The sequence below is a fragment of the Pseudoxanthomonas sp. J35 genome, from assembly GCF_000513995.1.
In the GTDB taxonomy this organism is placed as follows: Bacteria; Pseudomonadota; Gammaproteobacteria; order Xanthomonadales; family Xanthomonadaceae; genus Pseudoxanthomonas.
Genome location: NZ_AZVB01000002.1, coordinates 14,745 through 35,328, shown reverse-complemented (window position 1 = coordinate 35,328; position 20,584 = coordinate 14,745). Strand labels below are relative to the sequence as shown.

At 72.2% G+C, this 20,584-nt stretch carries 23 protein-coding genes and 1 pseudogene; 14 read left to right on the top strand and 10 right to left on the bottom strand.

All coding sequences use genetic code 11. The features are described from left to right. Nucleotides 1-32: 32 nt before the first annotated feature. Genes rnhB through PSEJ35_RS0101960 form a run of 6 tightly spaced genes read right to left on the bottom strand, consistent with a single transcriptional unit; the run spans nt 33 to nt 4,803 of the window. Nucleotides 33-665 carry a ribonuclease HII gene (gene rnhB, locus PSEJ35_RS15135; protein WP_232207560.1) on the bottom strand — a complete coding sequence of 211 codons (633 nt, stop codon included), beginning with the start codon at nt 663-665 and terminating at the stop codon, nt 33-35. A 41-nt stretch (nt 666-706) separates the two neighbouring features. Next, nucleotides 707-1,921, bottom strand: a complete 1,215-nt coding sequence (gene lpxB, locus PSEJ35_RS15130) for a lipid-A-disaccharide synthase (RefSeq protein WP_051412425.1) — start codon at nt 1,919-1,921, stop codon at nt 707-709. Between the two features lie 11 nt (nt 1,922-1,932). Next, the gene (gene lpxA, locus PSEJ35_RS0101975; protein WP_028916318.1) at nt 1,933-2,721 is read right to left on the bottom strand and encodes an acyl-ACP--UDP-N-acetylglucosamine O-acyltransferase; all 789 of its coding nucleotides are present in this window, start codon (nt 2,719-2,721) and stop codon (nt 1,933-1,935) included. A 31-nt stretch (nt 2,722-2,752) separates the two neighbouring features. Beyond that, nucleotides 2,753-3,211 carry a 3-hydroxyacyl-ACP dehydratase FabZ gene (gene fabZ / locus PSEJ35_RS0101970; RefSeq protein ID WP_028916317.1) on the bottom strand — a complete coding sequence of 153 codons (459 nt, stop codon included), beginning with the start codon at nt 3,209-3,211 and terminating at the stop codon, nt 2,753-2,755. Continuing rightward, nucleotides 3,208-4,233 carry a UDP-3-O-(3-hydroxymyristoyl)glucosamine N-acyltransferase gene (lpxD, locus tag PSEJ35_RS0101965; protein ID WP_028916316.1) on the bottom strand — a complete coding sequence of 342 codons (1,026 nt, stop codon included), beginning with the start codon at nt 4,231-4,233 and terminating at the stop codon, nt 3,208-3,210. Before lpxD ends, fabZ begins: the two co-directional genes overlap by 4 nt. 51 nt (nt 4,234-4,284) lie before the next feature. Beyond that, complete coding sequence (locus PSEJ35_RS0101960) at nt 4,285-4,803, bottom strand: Smr/MutS family protein (RefSeq protein ID WP_028916315.1); 519 nt, start codon at nt 4,801-4,803, stop codon at nt 4,285-4,287. Nucleotides 4,804-4,914: 111 nt separating this feature from the next. Between PSEJ35_RS0101960 and surE the strand changes: the two genes are divergently transcribed. The 4 genes from surE to PSEJ35_RS0101940 are packed head-to-tail and all read left to right on the top strand — an operon-like array spanning nt 4,915 to nt 7,789. Next, complete coding sequence (surE, locus tag PSEJ35_RS0101955) at nt 4,915-5,715, top strand: 5'/3'-nucleotidase SurE (RefSeq protein ID WP_028916314.1); 801 nt, start codon at nt 4,915-4,917, stop codon at nt 5,713-5,715. Next, nucleotides 5,712-6,404 carry a protein-L-isoaspartate(D-aspartate) O-methyltransferase gene (locus PSEJ35_RS0101950; protein ID WP_028916313.1) on the top strand — a complete coding sequence of 231 codons (693 nt, stop codon included), beginning with the start codon at nt 5,712-5,714 and terminating at the stop codon, nt 6,402-6,404. The genes surE and PSEJ35_RS0101950 overlap by 4 nt, the downstream gene beginning before the upstream one ends. A 3-nt stretch (nt 6,405-6,407) precedes the next feature. Continuing rightward, the gene (locus tag PSEJ35_RS0101945) at nt 6,408-7,022 is read left to right on the top strand and encodes a YqaA family protein (RefSeq protein ID WP_028916312.1); all 615 of its coding nucleotides are present in this window, start codon (nt 6,408-6,410) and stop codon (nt 7,020-7,022) included. Further along, nucleotides 7,019-7,789, top strand: a complete 771-nt coding sequence (locus PSEJ35_RS0101940) for a peptidoglycan DD-metalloendopeptidase family protein (protein WP_028916311.1) — start codon at nt 7,019-7,021, stop codon at nt 7,787-7,789. The genes PSEJ35_RS0101945 and PSEJ35_RS0101940 overlap by 4 nt, the downstream gene beginning before the upstream one ends. 568 nt (nt 7,790-8,357) lie before the next feature. On the opposite strand, the gene PSEJ35_RS0101935 is transcribed toward PSEJ35_RS0101940, so the two are convergent. Beyond that, nucleotides 8,358-8,732: an Mth938-like domain-containing protein gene (locus PSEJ35_RS0101935; RefSeq protein ID WP_028916310.1), complete on the bottom strand. Its 375-nt coding sequence runs from the start codon at nt 8,730-8,732 to the stop codon at nt 8,358-8,360. A gap of 19 nt (nt 8,733-8,751) precedes the next feature. Further along, on the bottom strand, nt 8,752-9,057 hold the full coding sequence (gene yhbY / locus PSEJ35_RS0101930; RefSeq protein ID WP_028916309.1) for a ribosome assembly RNA-binding protein YhbY: 306 nt from the start codon (nt 9,055-9,057) through the stop codon (nt 8,752-8,754). Nucleotides 9,058-9,139: 82 nt separating this feature from the next. Here yhbY and rlmE point away from each other — a divergent pair, with 82 nt between their 5' ends. The 10 genes and pseudogenes from rlmE to PSEJ35_RS0101880 all read left to right on the top strand — a co-directional run bounded on the left by rlmE (nt 9,140) and on the right by PSEJ35_RS0101880 (nt 18,022). Then, nucleotides 9,140-9,778, top strand: coding sequence for a 23S rRNA (uridine(2552)-2'-O)-methyltransferase RlmE (gene rlmE, locus PSEJ35_RS0101925; RefSeq protein WP_028916308.1), 639 nt, complete (start codon nt 9,140-9,142; stop codon nt 9,776-9,778). An 82-nt stretch (nt 9,779-9,860) separates the two neighbouring features. After that, entirely contained in the window at nt 9,861-11,789 is a 1,929-nt protein-coding gene (ftsH, locus tag PSEJ35_RS0101920) for an ATP-dependent zinc metalloprotease FtsH (protein ID WP_028916307.1), read from the top strand. A 10-nt stretch (nt 11,790-11,799) separates the two neighbouring features. Then, on the top strand, nt 11,800-12,051 hold the full coding sequence (locus PSEJ35_RS0101915; protein WP_028916306.1) for a hypothetical protein: 252 nt from the start codon (nt 11,800-11,802) through the stop codon (nt 12,049-12,051). Between the two features lie 96 nt (nt 12,052-12,147). Then, nucleotides 12,148-13,044 carry a dihydropteroate synthase gene (folP, locus tag PSEJ35_RS0101910; protein WP_028916305.1) on the top strand — a complete coding sequence of 299 codons (897 nt, stop codon included), beginning with the start codon at nt 12,148-12,150 and terminating at the stop codon, nt 13,042-13,044. A gap of 7 nt (nt 13,045-13,051) precedes the next feature. Then, entirely contained in the window at nt 13,052-14,008 is a 957-nt protein-coding gene (gene miaA / locus PSEJ35_RS0101905; protein ID WP_028916304.1) for a tRNA (adenosine(37)-N6)-dimethylallyltransferase MiaA, read from the top strand. A gap of 109 nt (nt 14,009-14,117) precedes the next feature. Continuing rightward, the gene (gene hfq / locus PSEJ35_RS0101900) at nt 14,118-14,393 is read left to right on the top strand and encodes an RNA chaperone Hfq (RefSeq protein WP_024868977.1); all 276 of its coding nucleotides are present in this window, start codon (nt 14,118-14,120) and stop codon (nt 14,391-14,393) included. A gap of 23 nt (nt 14,394-14,416) precedes the next feature. Then, nucleotides 14,417-15,748 carry a ribosome rescue GTPase HflX gene (gene hflX, locus PSEJ35_RS0101895; RefSeq protein WP_028916303.1) on the top strand — a complete coding sequence of 444 codons (1,332 nt, stop codon included), beginning with the start codon at nt 14,417-14,419 and terminating at the stop codon, nt 15,746-15,748. Between the two features lie 104 nt (nt 15,749-15,852). Beyond that, nucleotides 15,853-16,839 (top strand): annotated as a pseudogene (hflK, locus tag PSEJ35_RS0101890) (FtsH protease activity modulator HflK); the annotation flags it as partial. Between the two features lie 131 nt (nt 16,840-16,970). Continuing rightward, the gene (locus PSEJ35_RS0101885) at nt 16,971-17,834 is read left to right on the top strand and encodes a protease modulator HflC (protein WP_028916301.1); all 864 of its coding nucleotides are present in this window, start codon (nt 16,971-16,973) and stop codon (nt 17,832-17,834) included. After that, nucleotides 17,834-18,022, top strand: coding sequence for a DUF2065 domain-containing protein (locus tag PSEJ35_RS0101880; RefSeq protein ID WP_024868973.1), 189 nt, complete (start codon nt 17,834-17,836; stop codon nt 18,020-18,022). Before PSEJ35_RS0101885 ends, PSEJ35_RS0101880 begins: the two co-directional genes overlap by 1 nt. Before the next feature lie 628 nt (nt 18,023-18,650). Here the strand turns inward: PSEJ35_RS0101880 and PSEJ35_RS0101875 are convergent. Together PSEJ35_RS0101875 and PSEJ35_RS0101870 are read right to left on the bottom strand one after the other, a co-directional pair. Beyond that, the gene (locus PSEJ35_RS0101875) at nt 18,651-19,538 is read right to left on the bottom strand and encodes a PhzF family phenazine biosynthesis protein (protein ID WP_028916300.1); all 888 of its coding nucleotides are present in this window, start codon (nt 19,536-19,538) and stop codon (nt 18,651-18,653) included. Between the two features lie 47 nt (nt 19,539-19,585). After that, a complete protein-coding gene (locus PSEJ35_RS0101870) occupies nt 19,586-20,446 on the bottom strand; it encodes a PhzF family phenazine biosynthesis protein (RefSeq protein ID WP_028916299.1) in 861 nt (286 codons plus the stop codon). Between the last annotated feature and the right edge of the window lie 138 nt (nt 20,447-20,584).

The following is a 20,584-nucleotide window of genomic DNA, read 5'->3' as shown; positions in this document are numbered from 1 at the left end:
GGAGCGGGGCAAGCCCCCGCCCCACGGCGGAGTCATGCGGTGACGGCGAGGGCTTCGGGCACGGCGGCGTGGCGGGCCAGGGCCTCGCGCACGGGGGCGAAGCTGCGCCGGTGGTGGACGCAGGGGCCGTGTTCGGCCAGGGCGGCCAGGTGCGCCGGGGTGGGGTAGCCCTTGTGCACGTCGAAGCCGTAGAGGGGGTGCTCCTCGTGCAGCTGGCACATCAGCCGGTCGCGGCTGACCTTGGCCAGGATCGAGGCGGCCATGATCGCCGGCTCCAGCGCGTCGCCGCCGACGATGGCCTCGGCCATGCACGGCAGCGCCTTCGGCACGGTGTTGCCGTCGATCCGCACCAGTTCCACCTCCGGTCCCAGCGCGGCGACGCAGCGGCGCATCCCTTCGAGCGTGGCGTGGAGGATGTTGAGCCGGTCGATCTCCTCGACCGTGATCATCTCCACGTGCCAGGCCAGGGCGCGCTCGACGATGCGCGGGTACAGGGCCTCGCGCTGGGCGTGGGTCAGCTTCTTGGAGTCGTCGAGGCCGCGGATGCGGCGCTTCGGGTCGAGGATCACCGCGGCCACCGCGACCGGGCCGGCCAGCGGGCCGCGGCCGGCCTCGTCGACGCCGCAGGTGCGCAGGCGGCGCCGGTCGATCGGGAACAGGCCCATGTCGGCGCCTTCCGGCGCGACCCGGCGTGGCGGACGCGGGCTCATGCGCCCACCCCGCCGCGGGCCAGGCCCGGCAGCGTCGCCACCGCCTCGGCCGCGCGCGCCGAGGCGTCGCAGCGCAGGCGTTCGTGCTGGGCCAGGTATTCCGGTTCCAGCAGGGCCACCGCTTCCGGCGACCGGAACCAGTGCAGCACCGCTTCGGCCAGGCGGTCGGGCGTGCAGTCGTCCTGGATCAGCTCCGGCGCCAGGTCGCGCCCGGCAAGCACGTTGGGCAGGGAATAGCGGTCGACCTTGATCAGGCCGAGGGCGCGGACGATCCGGTAGGTCAGCGGCGAGATCCGGTAGCCGACCACCATCGGCCGCTTGGACAGCATCGCCTCCAGGGTCGCGGTGCCGGAGGCGAGCAGGACCACGTCGGCGGCGGCCATCGCGTCGCGGGCCTGGCCGTCGAGCAGGCGGGTCTGCGCCGCCGGCAGCGCCGAAGCGGCCAGCTGTTCCTGCAGCACCTCGCGGCAGCGCGCGCTGGCCGCCGGCACCACCACGTGCAGGTCCGGCAGCGCCTCGGACACGCGCCAGGCCGCCTCGAAGAAGATCTCGCCCAGGCGCTCGATCTCGCCCATGCGGCTGCCCGGCAGCACCGCCAGCACCGGCACGCCGGCCGGGACGCCCAGCCGCGCGCGGGCGGCGGCGCGGTCCGGCTGCAGCGGCATGGCGTCGGCCATGGGGTGGCCGACGAAGCGCGCGTCCACGCCGTGGCTGGCGTAGATCGCCGGCTCCATCGGGAACAGGCACAGCACCCGGTCGGCGCTGGCGCCGATCTTCTCGGCGCGCTTCTCGCGCCAGGCCCAGACCGAGGGGCTGACGTAGTGCACGGTGGGCACGCCGCGCTGCTTGAACCAGCGCTCCACGCCTAGGTTGAAGTCCGGCGCGTCGATGCCGATCACCACGTCCGGGCGCCATTCCAGCGCCCGTTCGCGGAACTCGCGGCGCAGGCGCAGCAGGCGCGGCAGGTGCCGCAGGACCTCGAACAGGCCCATCACCGCCAGTTCGCTGGCGTCGTGCCAGGTCTCCACGCCGGCGGCGCGCATCGCGTCGCCGGCGATGCCGGCGAAGCGTGCGTCGGGGAAGCGCCGGCGCAGTTCCCCGACCAGGCCGGCGCCCAGCGCGTCGCCGGAGGCCTCGCCGGCGACCAGCACCACGCGCAGGCCGCCGCTTTCGGCGGTGGTCCGGTTCCGGGTCCGTGCGCCCACGGCCATCGGGCGCCCGCTCAGCGCAGCAGCGGCCGTTCGCCGCTGTCGAGGAATTCCAGCAGCAGGCGCACGTCCTCGCTGTCCTCGGCCTGGCGGGCAAGCTGCTCGCGCGCCTCGGCCAGCGGCAGGCCGGCGACGAACAGGGTGCGGTAGGCGCGCTTGATCGCGGCGATCCGCTCCGGGCTGAAGCCGCGGCGCTTGAGGCCTTCGCTGTTGATCCCGCGCGGCCGGCCGATCGAGTTGCCGCCGACCATGGTGTACGGGGTGACGTCGCCGTTGACCAGCGCGCCCATGCCGAGGAAGGCGTGGTCGCCGATCCGGCAGAACTGGTGGGCGCCGGCGAAGCCGCTGATGATCACCCAGTCGCCCACGGTGACGTGGCCGGCCAGGGTGGTGTTGTTGGAGAACACGCAGTGGTTGCCGACGATGCAGTCGTGGGCCACGTGGGTGTAGGCCAGCATCCAGTTGTCGTCGCCGATGCGGGTCACGCCGCCGCCGCCGCCGGTGCCGCGGTTGAGGGTGACGAACTCGCGGAACACGTTGCGGTCGCCGATCACCAGCTCGGTGCGCTCGCCGGCGAACTTCTTGTCCTGCGGTTCGCCGCCGATGGCGGCGTGGCCGATGAAGCGGTTCTCGCGGCCGATCCGGGTGGGGCCGGTGAAGCTGCAGTGCGGGCCGATCTGGCAACCGTCGCCGATTTCCACCTCGGCGCCGATCACGGTGTAGGCACCCACGCTCACGCCCTCGCCGAGGCGCGCGCCCGGGTCGATGATGGCGGTGGGGTGGATGCGGGGGGTGTCGTTCATTGCGGTTTCCGTGTGCGGTCCAGGCCTGGGCTTACTCGCGGGTGCCCGCGCACAGGACCTCGGCGCAGGCCGCGATCTCGCCGTCGACCTTGGCCTCGCCATAGTAGACCGCCATGTTGCGGATCACGCGCTTGACCTGCACGTGCAGCTCCAGCACGTCGCCGGGGACGACCTGGCGACTGAAGCGCGCATTGTCGACCTTGACCATGTAGAACAGCTTGGACTGGGCGTCGCGGCCCAGCGACAGCTGGGTCAGCACGCCGCCGGCCTGGGCCAGCGCCTCGATGATCAGCACGCCGGGCATGATCGGCTGGCCGGGGAAGTGGCCCTGGAAGAACGGCTCGTTGTACGACACGTTCTTGATGCCGACGATCCGCTTGGCCTCCAGGTCCAGGTCCACGATCCTGTCGACCAGCAGGAACGGATAGCGGTGCGGGATCAGCGTCTGGATCGTGTTGACGTCGACAGGCAGCTTGACGGTTTCGTTCATTCGGCACTTTCCTGGGGGGGGGCGTTGACGCGCCGGGCCAGCGCATCCAGTTGCTTGAACCGGGCGGCGTTCTTGCGCCAGGTGCGGTTGTCGGTGAGCGGGGTACCGGAGGAGTACTCGCCCGGCTCGCGGATCGAATGGGTGACCAGCGACATCGCGGTGATGAGCACCTTGTCGGCGACCTCGAGGTGGCCGAGCACGCCGGCGCCGCCGCCGATCAGGCAGTAGCGGCCGATCTTCGCGCTGCCGGCGGCGGCCGAGCAGCCGGCCATGGCGGTGTGCGCGCCGATCTGCACGTTGTGGCCGATCTGCACCAGATTGTCGATGCGCACGTCCTCGCCGAGGACGGTGTCGTCCAGCGCGCCGCGGTCGATGCAGGTGTTGGCGCCGATCTCGCAGTCGTCGCCGACCACCACGCCGCCCAGCTGCGGCACGTTGACCCACTGGCCGGCGTCCATCGCCAGGCCGAAGCCGGCGCCGCCGAGCACCGCCCCGGGCAGGATGCGCACGCGCTTGCCCAGCCGCACCCGGGTGTAGAGGGTGACCCGGGCCTGCAGCTCGCAGCCTTCGCCCAGCTCGCAGTCGTCGCCGATCACGCAGCCGGGGCCGATCACGCAGCCGGCGGCGACCTTCGAACGCGCGCCGATGGAGACGAACGGGCCGACGTGGGCGTCGGGCGAGACCTCGGCGCTGGGGTCGATCACCGCGCTGGGGTGGATGCCGGGCTCGCGCGCCGGGACGCGCTCGAACAGCGCGGCGATGCGGGCGAAGGCGACGTAGGGGTCGCGCGCGACCAGGGCGGTGCCCGGGGCCGAGGCGGCATCGTCGGCGCGCAGCACCACCACGCCGGCGGCGGAGGCGGCCAGCTGGGCGCGGTAGCGCGGGTTGGCGAGGAAGGCCAGCTGCCCGGGACCGGCATTGGCGAGGGTGGCCACGCCGTGCACCCGCACCTCGCCGTCGCCGTGCAGTTGCAGGGCGAAGCGTTCGGCGAGCTCGGCGGCAGTAAAGCTCGGGGAGTCCATCCGGCGCATTCTAGCCGCAGGCGGACGCCGGACCGGACCGTATGGAATGGCTCAGCGGCGCCCGAGCAGGACCAGCAGCGCGCCGGTGCCGCCCTGCGCCGGCGGCGCGGAATGGAACGCGAGCACGTCGCCGCGCTGGCGCAGCACGCGGTCGACCAGGTTCTTCAGCACCGGCACGCCGTCGCTGCCGCCCTTGCCGTGGATGATGCGCACGCAGCCGAGGCCGTGGGCGCCGGCCTCGGCGAGGAAGCGTGCCAGCAGCGCCTCGGCCTGCAGCGCGTTGGCACCGTGCAGGTCCAGTTCGTCCTGCGCGGAGAAGCCGCCGCGGCGCAGGCGCTGCCAGTCGCGCGCGGACACGCGTTCGCGGCGGAACGCGCTGGCGTCGCCGCGCAGCAGCACCGCGTCCGGGTCGTCGGCCAGGCGGCCGGAAGGCGCGGCTTCGTCCTCGCGGCGGCGCGCCGGGCGCGGTTTCGGCGCCGCGGGCGGCGCGTGCACCGGCTTGCGCAGCGGCGCGACCTTGCCGACCGCGGCGCGGAACAGGGCGGCGGGATCTTCCTCGTCGTCGTGCATCGGGCAAGGGTAGCGCAGCGGCCGCCACCACGGGCCCGTTGCGCCGCGTGCCCGGCGGCGCAGAACCGCGGCGGGGCTTCCGGTATCATGCGGATGTTTTCGAGGAAGCCCATGCGCGTACTTGTTTCGAACGACGACGGCGTGGATGCGCCGGGTATCCACGCCCTGGCCCAGGGCCTGCGTGACGCCGGCCACGAGGTCTACGTGGTGGCCCCCGACCGCGACCGCTCCGGCGCCAGCAATTCGCTGACGCTCGACCTGCCGATCCGGGTGAAGCGGATCGACCACTACACCTGTTCGGTCGCCGGCACGCCCACCGACTGCGTGCACCTGGCGCTGACCGGCATGTTCGAGTTCGAACCGGACATCGTCGTCTCGGGCATCAACAACACCGCCAACCTCGGCGACGACGTGATCTATTCGGGCACGGTGTCGGCGGCGATGGAAGGGCGCTTCCTCGGCCTTCCAGCGGTGGCGGTGTCGCTGGCGACCCGCAACCACGAGGCGAAGCACTACGCGACCGCCGCGCGCGCCGCGGTGGAGATCGTCGCCCGCCTGGTCACCGACCCGCTGCCGGCCGACACCATCCTCAACGTCAACGTCCCGGACCTGGCCTGGCACGAAGTGCGCGGTTTCGAAGTGAGCCGGCTGGGCAACCGCCACCGTTCCGAGGCCTGCGTGCCGCAGCCGGATCCACGCGGCAACACCGTGTACTGGATCGGCCCGGCCGGCCCGGAACAGGACGCCGGCCCGGGCACCGACTTCCACGCCGTGCGCACCGGCCACATCTCGATCACCCCGATCCAGGTCGACCTGACCCGCTACCAGGCGCTGGAGAAGGTCGCCGGCTGGGTCGGCGGCCTGACCGCGGCGCTGGGCTCCTCGGGCAGCACCCCGGGGGCGGCCGCATGACCCCACGGCTGCGCCTGCAACCGGAGGCGGTGGGCGTGGGCATGACCTCGCAGCGCGTGCGCGACCGCCTGGTCCAGCGCCTGCGCGAGGGCGTGCCCGGGACCGCGCCGATCGTCGACGAGAACGTGCTCAACGCGATCCGCACCGTGCCGCGCCACCTGTTCGTGGACGAGGCGCTGGCCAGTCGCGCCTACGAGGACACGGCGCTGCCGATCGGCCATGGCCAGACCATCTCCCAGCCCTGGGTGGTGGCGCGGATGACCGAGACCGTGCTGGCCACGCGCCCGAAGAAGGTGCTGGAGATCGGCACCGGCTCCGGCTACCAGGCGGCGATCCTGGCCGCACTGGGCCTGGAGGTGTACACGGTCGAGCGCATCGGCGACCTGCTGCGGCAGGCGCGCAAGCGCTTCCGCACCCTGGGCATGAACGTGCGCAGCAAGCACGACGACGGTCGCGTCGGCTGGGCCGAGCACGGCCCGTTCGACGCGATCCTGGTCACCGCCGCGGCCCCGGCCCTGGTCGACGCGCTGCTGGAACAGCTGGCCCCCGGCGGCGTGCTGGTCGCCCCGGTCGGCGGCGCTTCGGCACAATCGCTGGTGCAGCTGGTCCGCCGCGCGGACGGCAGCATCGAAGAACGCAACCTGGCGCCGGTGGTGTTCGTGCCGCTGCTTGCCGGCACCCTGGACTGACGCATGCAGGTATTCGGACCCCTCTACGACCGCGCGCTGCGCTGGGCCTCCCACCCGCGCGCGCCGACCTACCTGACCGTGCTGAGCTTCTTCGAGGCGATCATCTTCCCGGTGATGCCGGAGGTGATGCTCGCGCCGATGTGCGTGGCCCAGCCCAGGCGCGGCTGGTGGTTCGCCACGCTGAGCCTGGCCGGGGCGATGGCCGGGGCGATGGTCGGCTACGCGTTGGGCCACTTCGCCTTCGAGGCGGTCAAGCCGCTGCTGGAGACGATGGGCATGCTGCCGTCCATCGAGGCGGGCATCGCCACGGTGCAGGCGAAGATGGCCGAGTCGCCCTGGGCGGTGTTCTGGTTCCTGGTGCTGGGCGGGTTCATGCCGATCCCCATGAAGGTCTTCACCTGGGCGTCGGGTATTGTCGGCGTGCCGCTGCTGCCGTATTTCCTGAGCATGCTGGTCGGCCGCGCCAAGCGCGTGTTCCTGCTGGCCGCGGCGATCCGCTTCGGCGGCGCGCGCGCGGCCGAGGCGCTGCGGCGCTGGATCGAGCCGCTGGGGTGGATCGCGACCGTGCTGGTCGCCGCCCTGGTGGCCTGGCTTGTCTGGAGGGCGAAGTTCGCATGAATGCCGAGGCTCTGAAACCGGTCGCGCGCCTGCTGGCGCTGCTGGCGCTGCTGGCGCTGCTGGCCGCCTGCGGCAAGAGCACCGTGGTGCGCAGTCCGTCGGCCACGACCGCCACGCAGGGCACGGCGGGCAAGACGGTGGTGGTGCAGCAGGGCGACACGCTGTATTCGATCGCGCGGCGCAACGGCGTCAGCGTCGAGGACATGGCGCGCTGGAACAGCCTGCAGCCGCCGTACACCATCTATCCGGGCCAACGCCTGCAGCTGGGCCAGGGTGCGCGCGGCACCACCGCCAGCACGCCGGCGCGGACCGTTGTCGCGCCGAAGACCGGCACCACTACCCCGGCGAGGACGCCTTCCACGCCGGCCCCGGCGCCGCCGCCGCCGCCCAGCAGCGGTTTCAGCTGGCGCTGGCCGGCGCAGGGCGTGCTGCTGAGCACCTACGTGGCCGGCAACAACACCCGCCAGGGCATCGACATCGGCGGCAGCAGCGGCCAGGCGGTGACCGCCGCGGCCGACGGCGTGGTCGTGTACTCCGGCGCCGGCCTGGTCGGCTACGGCGAACTGATCATCGTCAAGCACAACGAGCAGTGGCTGTCGGCCTACGGCCACAACCGCAAGCGCCTGGTCGAGGAAGGCCAGAGCGTGAAGGCGGGCCAGCAGATCGCCGAGATGGGCCGCACCGGCACCGACCGCGACAAGCTGCATTTCGAGATCCGCTACAACGGCAAGCCGGTCGATCCGCTGCTTTACCTGCCCAAGAAGTAAGCGGCGACGCTGGCGGTCATGGGCGGATCCCCGGCCCGGCGCAGCGCGCCGGGCGCTCGCCCGCGCGCGATCCTGCGGATCGCAGGCTCGCCTGTTTCAGTAAAGGCGTTCGAGTGGGTCGGCTTCGGACGGAGCCGCGGCAGTGCGGGGGTATCCCGCATCGCGCGGTTCCGCCATCCCTGGCTCCAACGCGCGAGCGCAGGCCATCCATGGCCTGCTTGCGGGATACCCCCGCACTACCGCGGCTTTAGGCGCATCTGGGTCGTGGCTTCGTTCGTTCCCCCTCCCTCCGGGAGAGGGGGCGAAGAAGGCCGGTTGCCGACGGACGATTCCGCTGGCGGCGACGGCAGGTCCTGATATTCCCCGCGCCGCGCCCGGAGCCGCTTCCGACCTCCCCGGACTGCGGGCGTGCCTCTGTAGAGCGGGGCTTGTCCCGCTGCTTCTCGCATGGTCCGGGACATCGGGCGCGGGAGTCGGGCAAGCCCGACCCTGCCGGGCGCGCCTTCGGCGCCGTGGTTGCCTGCCCTCTCCCCACCCCCTCTCCCGGAGGGCGAGGGGCTTCCGGGGCTCAGCCCAGCAGCAGGGCCACCACGACCCGGCGGCCTTCGCCGGCCAGGACGTTGTAGGTCCGCGCGGCGGCGGCGTTGTCCATCACCTCGATACCGATGCCGTGGGTCAGGCAGGCGGCCATCACCGCCGCGGCCGGGAACACCTGGCGGGCGCCGGTGCCCAGCACTACCAGTTCCGGCGAAAGCGCCAGAAGCGGTTCCATGTGCGCCGGCTGCAGCTCGCCGATGGCGGCCGGGGTGTCCCAGTCCTCCAGCAGGCGGTCGGGAGCCAGGGCGAAGCTGCGCTCCAGGATCCGGTCGTTGACCCGGGCCTGGCGGCCGTCGGCGCCGCGCAGCACCCAGGCGTAGTCGGGGCGTTCGTGGCTCAGCTGCATCGCAGGTTCCGGTGCCCGCTCAGGCGCGGGGCAGGACGATGGCGGGGTTTTCCTTCGACCGCCGGTACAGGGTGGCGGTATGGCCGATCCGCTGCACCAGCGCCGAACCGGTCTGCGCGGCCAGCTCGGCGATCATCGCCTCGCGGGCCTCGCGGTCCTCGGCGCCGACCTTGACCTTGACCAGCTCGTGGCGTTCCAGCAGCTGGTCCAGCTCGGCGACCAGGCCCGGGGTGATGCCCTTGCCGCCGACCTGCATCAGGGCCTTGCGGCCATGGGCCTGGCCACGGAGGAAGCGGTTCTGGGCGGAAGTCAGGGCGACGGACATCGGTCATGGACGGTCAGTGGGGCCGTTCAGGGTATCATGGCCGTCCATACCGCCGCGGGCCGCCTGGCCCGGTCCCTCCTGCATGTCCCGCAGCTCCCGCAGCAAGAGCAGCCACCGCTGGCTCCGCGAGCACTTCGCCGACCCCTACGTGAAGAAGGCCCAGGCCGAAGGCCTGCGCTCGCGCGCCGCCTACAAGCTCGAGGAACTGATCGAGCGCGACCGGCTCCTGAAGCCGGGCATGGTCGTGGTCGACCTGGGCGCGGCCCCGGGCGGCTGGTCCCAGTACGTGCGCCAGGCGATGGGCGACAGCGGCCGGGTGGTCGCCCTGGACATCCTCGAAATGCCGCCGCTGGCCGGGGTCGAATTCCTTCATGGCGACTTCAGGGAGGAAGCCGTCTTATCCCAGCTGGAGACGCTGCTGGACGGCCAGCGCGTGGACCTTGTCCTTTCGGACATGGCCCCCAATATGAGTGGCGTGGACGCGGTCGACCAGCCGCGCGCGATGTACCTGGCCGAGCTGGCGATGGATTTCGCCAACGGCCACCTGCGTCCGGGCGGGACCTTCCTGATCAAGCTGTTCCAGGGGGTCGGCTTCGACGACTACGTGCGCGAGCTGCGCCGCCGCTACGACAGGGTGGTGATCCGCAAGCCGGCCGCATCGCGCAAGCGTTCGCCGGAAGTCTATGCCCTGGCGCAGGGCAAGCGCGCCCAGATCAAGTAAGCTCGACCCGGAACGCCGGGAAGAAACAACCGGAAACAGCAGTGCGACAAGCCGAACCAAGGGAACCGCGGAGCCGATGAGGATGAACGACTTGACCAAGAACCTCCTGCTCTGGGTGGTCGTCGCCGTCGTGCTGATGGTCGTGTTCCAGAGCTTCTCCCCCCGCGACGGCGCCACCGCCGGCGTCGGCGAGTCGCCCAGCTACACCCGCTTCGTCCAGGACGTGGAGGCCGGGCGCATCCGCTCGGTCGTCTACACCGACGACAGCACCTTCACCGCCAACAAGATCCGCTACAAGCGCGTCGACGGCACCGAAGGCCACGTCACCGGCCCGGCCGACCAGAAGCTGCTGGACCAGCTGATCGCCAAGAACGTCGACGTCACCCGCGAGGATCCGAAGACCGGCCCGGGCTTCTGGACCATCGTCCTGCAGTTCCTGCCGATCCTGCTGATCATCGGCTTCTGGCTGTTCATCATGCGCCAGATGCAGGGCGGCGGCGGCGCCAAGGGCGCGATGTCCTTCGGCAAGTCGCGCGCCAAGCTGCAGGGCGAGGACCAGGTGAAGGTCACCTTCGCCGACGTCGCCGGCTGCGACGAGGCCAAGGAGGAGGTCGGCGAACTGGTCGACTTCCTGCGCGACCCGTCCAAGTTCACCCGTCTCGGCGGCAAGATCCCGCGCGGCGTGCTGATGGTCGGCCCGCCGGGCACCGGCAAGACCCTGCTGGCCAAGGCCATCGCCGGCGAGGCCAAGGTGCCGTTCTTCTCGATCTCCGGCTCGGACTTCGTCGAGATGTTCGTCGGCGTGGGCGCCTCGCGCGTGCGCGACATGTTCGAGCAGGCCAAGAAGCACGCGCCGTGCATCATCTTCATCGACGAGATCGACGCGGTCGGCCGCCATCGCGGTGCCGGCCTGGGCGGCGGCCACGACGAGCGCGAGCAGACCCTCAACCAGCTGCTGGTGGAGATGGACGGCTTCGAGGGCGGCGAGGGCGTGATCGTGATCGCCGCGACCAACCGTCCGGACGTGCTCGACCCGGCGCTGCTGCGCCCCGGCCGCTTCGACCGCCAGGTCGTGGTCGGCCTGCCGGACGTGAAGGGCCGCGAGCAGATCCTCAAGGTGCACATGCGCAAGCTGCCGCTGGCCGACGACGTCGAGCCGCTGGTGATCGCGCGCGGTACCCCGGGCTTCTCCGGCGCCGACCTGGCCAACCTGTGCAACGAGGCGGCGCTGTTCGCCGCGCGCGAGAACGCGAAGGAGGTCCGCATGGACCACTTCGACCGCGCCCGCGACAAGATCCTGATGGGCGCCGAGCGCCGCTCGATGGCGATGAGCGAGGAAGAGAAGACGCTGACCGCCTACCACGAGGCCGGCCACGCCATCGTCGGCCGGTTGATGCCGGAGCACGACCCGGTCTACAAGGTCACCATCATCCCGCGCGGCCGCGCCCTGGGCGTGACCATGTACCTGCCGGAGGGCGACCGCTACTCGATGAACCGCGTGGCGATCGAGTCGCAGCTGTGCTCGCTGTACGGCGGCCGCGTGGCCGAGGAGCTGATCTTCGGCGAGGACAAGGTCACCACCGGCGCCTCCAACGACATCGAGCGCGCGACCAAGATGGCGCGCAACATGGTCACCAAGTGGGGCCTGAGCGACGAGATGGGCCCGATCGCCTACGGCGAGGAGGAGGACGAGGTGTTCCTCGGCCGCTCGGTGACCCAGCACAAGAACGTGTCCAACGAGACCGCGCGCAAGATCGACGAGGTGGTGCGCTCGATCCTGGACAAGGCCTACGCCCGTACCAGGGCAATCCTGACCGAGAACATCGACAAGCTGCACGCGATGTCGCAGGCGCTGCTGCAGTACGAGACCATCGACGCGCCGCAGATCGACGCGATCATGGAAGGCCGCGAGCCGCCGCCGCCGGCGGGCTGGGGCAAGTCGGGCAAGGGCGGCGACAAGGGCGATCCGCGCCCGCTGCCGCCGGTCGGTGGCCCGGCCACCCAGACCTGAGGTCGGGACGGTGGTCCAGTCGCCGGACGGCCGCGAACCGCGGCGCAGTTACTACGTCCGCAATCCGTGGCGGACGTGGTCGTCCGCCGCGTTCGGTGGCGCCTCGGCGATGCTCACCGCGACCACCGTGTTCTACGCGCTGGGCCGGCTGCCACTGGTGCTGGTCGGCGTGTCGGTGGTGCTGGCCGTGGCGGTGTTCGGCTTCGGGCTCTACGCGCGGCTGCGCGCGGCGCGCTTCGACGCGCAGATCGGCGGCCGCTGAGCGGCCGCGGCGCGCCGTCGCCGCACCCCGCCAAGGATTGCCGGCCTGCGCGGCAGGGCCCAGACTTGCGCGCATTCCCCTGGACGGATGCCGCCGATGTTCGACGTTTCACCCACCCTGGACTGTGCCGGCCGCGTGCTGAAGCTCGACCGCGCGCGGGTGATGGGCATCGTCAACGTCACCCCCGATTCGTTCTCCGACGGCGGCGCGCATGCCACCACCGATGCGGCCGTGGCCCATGGCCTGCGCCTGGCGGAGGAGGGGGCGGACATCCTCGACGTGGGCGGCGAGTCGACCCGTCCCGGTGCGGACGAGGTGCCGCTGGAGGAAGAGCTGCGCCGCGTGGTTCCGGTGGTCGAACGCCTGGTCCGCGAGACCGCGCTGCCGGTGAGCGTCGACACCTGCAAGCCGGAGGTGATGCGCGCGGCGGTCGAGGCCGGCGCCGGCATGATCAACGACGTGTGCGCATTGCGCCGCGACGGGGCTCTGGACACCGCCGCCGCGCTGGGCGTGCCGGTGGTGCTGATGCACATGCTCGGCGAGCCGCGCACCATGCAGGACGACCCGCGCTACGACGACGTGGTCGCCGAGGTGCATCGCTTCCTCGCCGAGCGGATCTTGGCCGCCGAACTGGCCGGGATCCCGAAGAAGCACATCGTCGCCGACCCCGGTTTCGGCTTCGGCAAGACCACCGCGCACAACCTCGAGCTGCTCGCGCGCCTGGACCGCTTCGCCGAACTGGGGGTGCCGGTGCTGGCCGGGCTGTCGCGCAAGCGCACGATCGGCGAGCTGACCGGCCGCCAGGTTCCGGCCGGGCGCGTGTCCGGTTCGGTCGCCGCGCACCTGCTGGCGGTGCAGCGCGGCGCGCGCATCGTGCGCGTGCACGACGTGGCCGCCACCGTCGATGCGCTGAAGGTGTGGGAAGCGGTGGCCGCGGTGCCGGCGCCGCGGCGCGACGCCGCCCCGGCGATCCGCTGGCCGGACGAGGACTGAGCGCCCGGTGGGCGTGGACACGCGGCCGCTGGCGATCGCGGTGATGGGCCCGACCGCGTCGGGCAAGACCGCCTTCGCGATCGAACTGGCGCAGCGCCATGACGGCGAGATCGTCAGCGTCGACTCGGCCCTGGTCTACCGCGGCCTGGACATCGGCGCGGCCAAGCCCGACGCGGCCGAACGCGCCGGTGTGCCGCACCACCTCATCGACGTGCGCGAGCCCTGGCAGCCGTATTCGGCGGCCGAGTTCGCCCAGGATGCGCGCGCGGCGATAGAAGGCATCGTTGCCCGCGGCCGGTTGCCGGTGCTGGCCGGCGGTACCGGCCTGTACTTCCAGGCCCTGCTGCACGGCCTGGCGCCGATGCCGGAAGCCGATCCGGCGCTGCGCGAGGCGATCAGCGCCGAAGCGGCGGAGCGTGGCTGGGCCGCGCTGCACGAGGAGCTGGCGCGGGTCGATCCGGAGGCCGCCACGCGGATCCGCCCCGGCGACGCCCAGCGGATCCAGCGCGCGCTGGAGGTGTACCGCGCCAGCGGCCGCCCGATCAGCGCCTGGCAGCGCGATCCGCCGCCACCACGCCTGCCGCTGCGCGTGCTGCGCCTGGTGCTGGCGCCGGCCGACCGGGCGGTGCTGCACGAACGCATCGCTCTGCGCTTCGAGCGCATGCTCGCCGCCGGTTTCCTCGATGAGGTCCGCCGCCTGCGCGCGCTGGCGCCGCTGCGCGAGCACCCGCGGCCGCTGGACCTGCCGGCGTTGCGCGCGGTCGGCTACCGCCAGGCCTGGGAGCACCTGGCCGGCCTGGCCGGCGCGGAGGAGTTCCGCCAGCGCGGCATCGCCGCCACCCGCCAGCTGGCCAAGCGCCAGCTCACCTGGCTGCGCGGCGAGCTGGACGCGCGCTGGTTCGATCCGGAACGTGACGCAGTTCAACTCCGCGAGGCGGTTTCACGCTTTCTGCCGCGTACCTGAACGGAACCCGGCCGCGGGCTTGTGTAACATGCCCCCACGGCCGGTCCCGGGGAGGTCCGGCGCCCAACATAAGAACAAGCTCGCCAAGAAGAGCGAAGGGGAAGAAACGATGTCCAAGGGGCAATCGCTGCAGGATCCGTTCCTGAACGCACTGCGTCGCGAACGCGTGCCGGTGTCCGTCTACCTGGTGAACGGGATCAAGCTGCAGGGTACGATCGAGTCCTTCGACCAGTTCGTGGTGCTGCTGCGCAGTACCGTGAGCCAGATGGTCTACAAGCACGCCATCTCCACCGTCGTGCCGTCGCGCAACGTCCGGGTCGGACCGGGCGGCGGCTACGTGCAGCAGGCCGGGGAGGCAGCAGAAGGTGGCGAGGAGGCCGAGTAAGCCTCCCGCCCTGGGAGTATTGATTGTTCGAACGTTCCCGCAAGGGTGAACACGCGTTGCTGATCCAGCCCCACGCCGGTGGGGCCGTGGCCGAGGATGTGCTGGAGGAATTCGCCGACCTGGCCCGTTCGGCCGGCGCCAGCGTGGCCGCCACCCTGACCGCCCGCATCGACCGCCCGAACCCGGCCACGCTGATCGGCAGCGGCAAGCTCGAGGAAGTGAAGGCCGCCGCCGACGCCACCGGCGCCGACCTGATCCTGGTCAACCATCAGCTCACGCCGGTGCAGGAGCGCAACCTGGAGAAGGCGCTGCAGCGGCGCGTGGTCGACCGCACCGGGCTGATCCTCGACATCTTCGCCCAGCGCGCGCGCAGCCACGAAGGCAAGCTGCAGGTCGAACTGGCCCAGCTCAAGCATATGGCCACGCGCCTGGTGCGCGGCTGGACCCACCTGGAGCGCCAGCGCGGCGGTTCCATCGGCCTGCGCGGTCCCGGCGAAACCCAGCTGGAAACCGACCGCCGCCTGCTGCAGAAGCGCCTGGAGCAGCTGCAGCGGCGGCTCGAGAAGGTCGAGGTGCAGCACGCGCAGATGCGCCGCGCCCGCGTGCGCAGCGAACTGCCGCGCGTGGCCCTGGTCGGCTACACCAACGCCGGCAAGTCGACCCTGTTCAACGCGCTCACGGGTGCCGACGCCTACGCCGCCGACCAGCTGTTCGCCACCCTCGATCCGACCGTGCGCCGGGTCAACCTGCCCGGCGGCAGCGTGGTGCTGGCCGACACCGTCGGCTTCGTCCGCGACCTGCCGCACGAACTGGTCGCCGCGTTCCGCTCGACCCTGAGCGAGGCGCGCGAGGCCGACCTGCTGCTGCACGTGGTCGACGCCGCCGATCCGCAGCGCGATGAGCGGATCGCCCAGGTCGATGCGGTGCTGGCCGAGGTCGGCGCTGGCGAGCTGCCGCAGCTGCTGGTGTTCAACAAGATCGACCGGATCGAAGGCGCCGAACCGCGCCACGACCACAGCGGCGGCGCGGCCGACGACCCGGGCCATCGCGAGCGCGTATGGCTGTCGGCCCGCGACGGCCGCGGCCTGGAACTGCTGCAGGCGGCCCTGGCCCGTCGCCTGGACCTGCAGCGCGCCCACGGCGAGGTGCGCCTGCCGCCGGACGCCGGCCGCCTGCGCGCGCGCCTGCACCAGCTCGACGCAGTGCGTTCGGAGACGGCCGACGAGCACGGCTGGCTGTTGCAGGTGGACCTGCCGCGCGGCGAGGCCGAGCGCCTGGCCGCGCGCGCCGACGGCGAGCCGCTGCGCGCCCTGCTGCCGGAGCCGCCGCCGGCCGAGGAATGGGCCCGGCCCTGACCGTTCCGCCGCCTCCGCCCGGGGACAGCGGCGGGTATTGCTAGAATCGGCCCACGATCCGGCGGCGCCCCCGCGCCGCCCGGGCCCATCACCACGGAGCTTTCATGGTCTGGAATACGCCTGGCAAGGGCGGGGACTCCCCCGACAACAACCGACCGAACCCCTGGCCGCCGCGACGGCCCAGCGGGAAGGGCGGCGGCCTGGACGAGGTGGTGGCGCGCCTGCGCGACTTCCTCGGCGGCGACGGCGGCGGCATCGGCCGCTGGGTGCTGCTGGCGGTGGCGCTGCTGGTGCTGCTGAGCAGTTTCCAGCTGGTCGGCGAACAGCAGCGCGGCGTGGTCCTGCGCTTCGGCCAGTTCACCCGGGTCATGCAGCCGGGCCCGAACCTGAAGTGGCCGTGGCCGGTGGAGCGGGTGATCAAGGTCAACGCCACCCAGATCAAGACCTTCAGCAACACCGTGCCGGTGCTGACCCGCGACGAGAACATCGTCACCGTGGCGATGAACGTGCAGTACCGCATCGGCGACCCGCGCCTGTACCTGTTCGGTTCGCGCAACGCCGACCGCGTGCTGGAGCAGGCCGCGCAGAGCGTGGTCCGCGAGCAGGTCGGCCGCGCCGACCTCGACACCGTGCTCGGCGCGCGCGGCCCGCTGTCGGCCGGCGCCGCCAAGCAGCTGCAGGCTTCGCTGGACGCCTACCGCACCGGCCTGGTGGTGACCGAACTGAACCTGCAGGACGCGCGTCCGCCGGAGGAGGTCAAGCCGGCCTTCGACGAGGTCAACAGCGCCCAGCAGATCAAGGACCAGCTGATCAACGAGGCCCGCGCCTACGCCGCCAAGGTGGTGCCGGAGGCGCGCGGCGAGGCGGCGCGCCGGCGCACCGTGGCCGAAGGCTACAAGGCCGCCAAGATCGCCCAGGCCCAGGGTGACGTCGATCGCTTCAGCCTGCTGCGCGACGAGTACCGCAACGCTCCGGAGATCACCCGCAAGCGCCTGTGGCTGGAAACCGTGCAGGACGTGCTCGGCCGCAACCGCAAGGTGGTCGGCGGCGACGGCCGCCAGCTGATCTACGTGCCGATGCCGGCCACCGCCGGCGGCGCGCCGGTGCAGTCCCCGGTCCCGTCGGCCGAGGCCCTGCTGCCGGCGATCGAAAGCACCCCCGAGCCGACCCGTAGCGGCATCCGCGATGCGACCCGCAGCGCCGACCGCGAGGAGCCCACGCGATGAAATATTCCTTCTGGATCGCACTGGCCGTGGCCGCCCTGCTGGGCCTGCTCGGCTCGGTGTATGTCGTGCGCGAAGGCCAGGTCGCCCTGGTCCTGAACCTGGGCCGCGTGGCCCGCACCGACATCGGCCCCGGCCTGCACTTCAAGTGGCCGCTGGTCGAGAGCGTGCGCACCTTCGACAGCCGCTTCACCCTGGTCGACTTCTCGCCGGAGCGTTACCTGACCTCCGAACGCAAGGACGTGTCTGTCGACTTCGTGGCGATCGGCTACATCAACGACGCGCGCGCCTTCTTCCGCGCCACCGGCGGCGACGAATCGGCCGCATCCGACCGCCTGGCGCCGATCATCAAGGACTCGCTGCGCAACGAGATCAACTCGCGCACCCTGACCCAGCTGGTGTCCGGCGACCGCAGCGAGGTCATCGCCAAGCAGCTGGAAGGCATCAACCGCGGCGCCGAGACGCTGGGCATGCGCATCGTCGACATCCGCCTCAAGCAGATCGACCTGCCCACCGACAGCGGCGTGATCAAGCAGGTCTACGACCGCATGCGCGCCGAGCGCAAGCAGGTGGCCAGCGCGCTGCGCGCCGAGGGCGAGGAGCAGGCCCGCACCATCCGCGCCCAGGCCGACCGCGACCAGGCCGTGCTGGTGGCCGAGGCCGAGCGCGACGCGCAGCGCCTGCGGGGTGAAGGCGATGCCCAGGCCGCGCGCCTGTACGCCGACGCGGCCAAGGGCGACGAGGCGTTCTTCGCCTTCCACCGCAGCCTCGAGGCGTACCGCGCCAGCTTCTCCGACGGCCAGGGCGTGATCGTGCTCGACCGCAACGATCCGTTCCTGCAGTACTTCAAGAACGAGCGCTGATGCCGGCCGGACTGCTCCAGGCCCTGTGCCTGGTCGCGGTGCTCGAAGGCCTGTTCCTGTTCGCCGCGCCGGGACTGTGGCGGCGGACGATGGAAGAACTGGCGCAGCGCCCCGACCCGGCGCTGCGCCGCATCGGCGCGGTGGTCCTCATCGGCGGGCTGCTGTCGCTGTGGTGGCTGCGGGGGTAGTTTTTCTTCCGCGCGCGGTGGAAGTCGCCGCGTCGAACGGCGTCGCCACCGCCTGCCACCTGGGCAGTCGTATTCCGGACAAGGCCGCAGGCCGCATCCGGGGCCGAGCCGCTACGTCGATCAGGTGCGCCATAGCCCCGTTCCCCCGGATGCGCTTCGCTTATCCGGGCTACAAGAGCCCCTCCCCGGAGCGAGGGGAGAAAGAACGAAGCCACGAGCCAAACGTGCCGGAAGACGCGGTGGCGCGGGATAGCCAGGAACGTCTTGCTGTGTGATGCGGTTGGAAAGCTGGCGCGTGGCGACGCGCCAGACGGTGCCAGTGCCCCAGCTCATTCCCGGCGCGGCGCAAGCGGCACATGGATGTGCCGCGGTCGCGCGTGGGAGCAGGACGCGGAACCGCGCGATGCGGCATACCCCCGCGCTGCCGCGGCTCCGTCCGAAGCCAGCCAGGCGACGCTTCGACAGCAGACTGGCAATGCGGTCAGTTTGCTCGTGGCGACGCCACAAACGTCGCCAGCGCCCTGGTTTATGTCCGGCGCGGCGCGCGGTGACGCGCCATCCGTCACTGGGCCCTGGTTCGTTCCCGGCGCGCGCGTGGCGATGCGTCAGATGTCGACAGCGCCTTCGCTCAATCCCCGCCCGGCCAGTCGATCGTCCCGCGGACCACGCTGACCACCTGGCCGCCGGACCAGACCTCGCCGTCGGCGTCCACGTGCATGTCCAGACGCGCGTCGTAGCCCACCTCGCGGCCCTGGCTGACCCGGTAGCGGCCGTCGCGGCCGGGCAGGGCGTCGCGCAGCGCCAGCCACGCGGCGAGGGTGGCGTTGGCCGCACCCGAGGCCGCGTCCTCGAACATCGCCGGCCCGCCCACGAAAGCGCGCGCGGCGACCTGGTAGTCGCGGCCGTCGCAGCGCGCGAAGGCCAGCACGCCCATGCTGTCGGTGGCGCGCGCCAGGCCCGCGATCGCCTCCCAGTCCGGCTGCGCATTGCGCAGGCTGGCCTCGTCGCGCGCCTCGGCCACCCACCAGCGCCGCCCGCCGTCCATCAGGGCCGGCGGCAGTTCGCCCACCGGCAGCCAGTCCAGCGCCTCGGACATGCGCGAACCGCGCGCGTCGGCGGTCTCGACCAGCTTCGCGCGCGGGGTGCGGATGGCGATGCGCTGGCTGCCCTCGACGCTTTCCACGCGCAGCGGTAGCAGCCCGGCCACGCCCTCCTGCAGCAGCAGGCCATCGCGTGGCGCCGCGATCCCGGCTTCCAGCACCGCGTGCGCGGTGCCCACGCTCGGGTGGCCGGCGAACGGCACCTCACGGCGCGGGCTGAACATGCGGATCCCGTAGCTGGCGCCCTCCCGCGTGGGCGGGAACACGAAGGTGGTCTCCGGCAGCCGGGTCCAGCGGGCGATGGCCTGCATCGCCGCTTCGTCCAGGCCGCTCGCGTCCAGCACCACTGCCAGCGGATTGCCGGCGCCCGGCCGGTCGGCGAACACGTCCACCTGGACGAAGGGGCGCGGGGCCATGGCGACAGTCCTGCAGGGGAGGGGAGGCCGAGGTTACCAGCCCCCTGTTACCAGTCCATGGTGCCGCGGATCACCGCCTGCACCTCGCCGCCGACCCAGACCTCGCCCTCGGCGTCCACTTCCAGCTGCAGGCGCGCGTCGCGGCCGATCTCGCGGCCCTGCGAGGCGACGTAGCGGCCGTCGCGGCCGGGCAGCCGGCCCTCGCGGTGCAGGCAGCTGGCGATGATCGCGTTGACGCTGCCGGTGGCCGGGTCCTCGGCGATGCCGACGCCCGGCGCGAACGCGCGCACCACCAGGTCCGCATCGCCGTCGCCGGGTGCGAACACCGCCAGCTTGCCGTTGCCCGGCAGCGCCGCGATCGCGGCCAGGTCCGGGCGCAGGGCGCGCACGTCCGTCGCGTCGGCCAGTTCCAGCAGCCACCAGTCCGGGCCGTTGTTCCACAGCGCCGGGGCCAGCGCGCCGCGGCGCGCGCCCCAGACGCGGTCGGCGAGCAGCCAGTCCGGCGCGGCCGCGGCGCGCGGTTCGGCCCGCGGGCTGCGCACCGCCGGCAGCACATGCCCGTCGCGGCGGTCGATGCGCACCGGCAGCAGGCCGGCGCCGCATTCCTGCACCAGCCGGCCGTCGTGCTCGCGGGCCAGGTCCACGTCCAGCGCCGCCCAGGCCGCGCCGACGCTGGGATGGCCGGCGAAGGGCAGCTCCATCACCGGAGTGAAGATGCGGATCCGGTAATCGGCCCCGGCCGTGGTCGGCGGCAGGAAGAAGATGGTTTCGGAGAGGTTGGTCCAGGCGGCGAAGGCGCGCATCCGGGCCTCGTCCATGCCGCGGGCGTCAAGGACCACGGCCAGCGGATTGCCGGCGCCGGGGCGGGGCGAGAACACGTCGAGCTGGACGAAGCGGCGGGTGGTCATGGGCGCGGACCGGGCAGGGGGAGGCGACAGCTTAACGGCGCCGCGCCGCGCCGGATCCGGCCGGCACCCCGATCCGCGGCGGGGAATGGGCTTAGAATCGGCGGTTCATGCCCGATGGTCGGGTGGTCCCCAACTCGC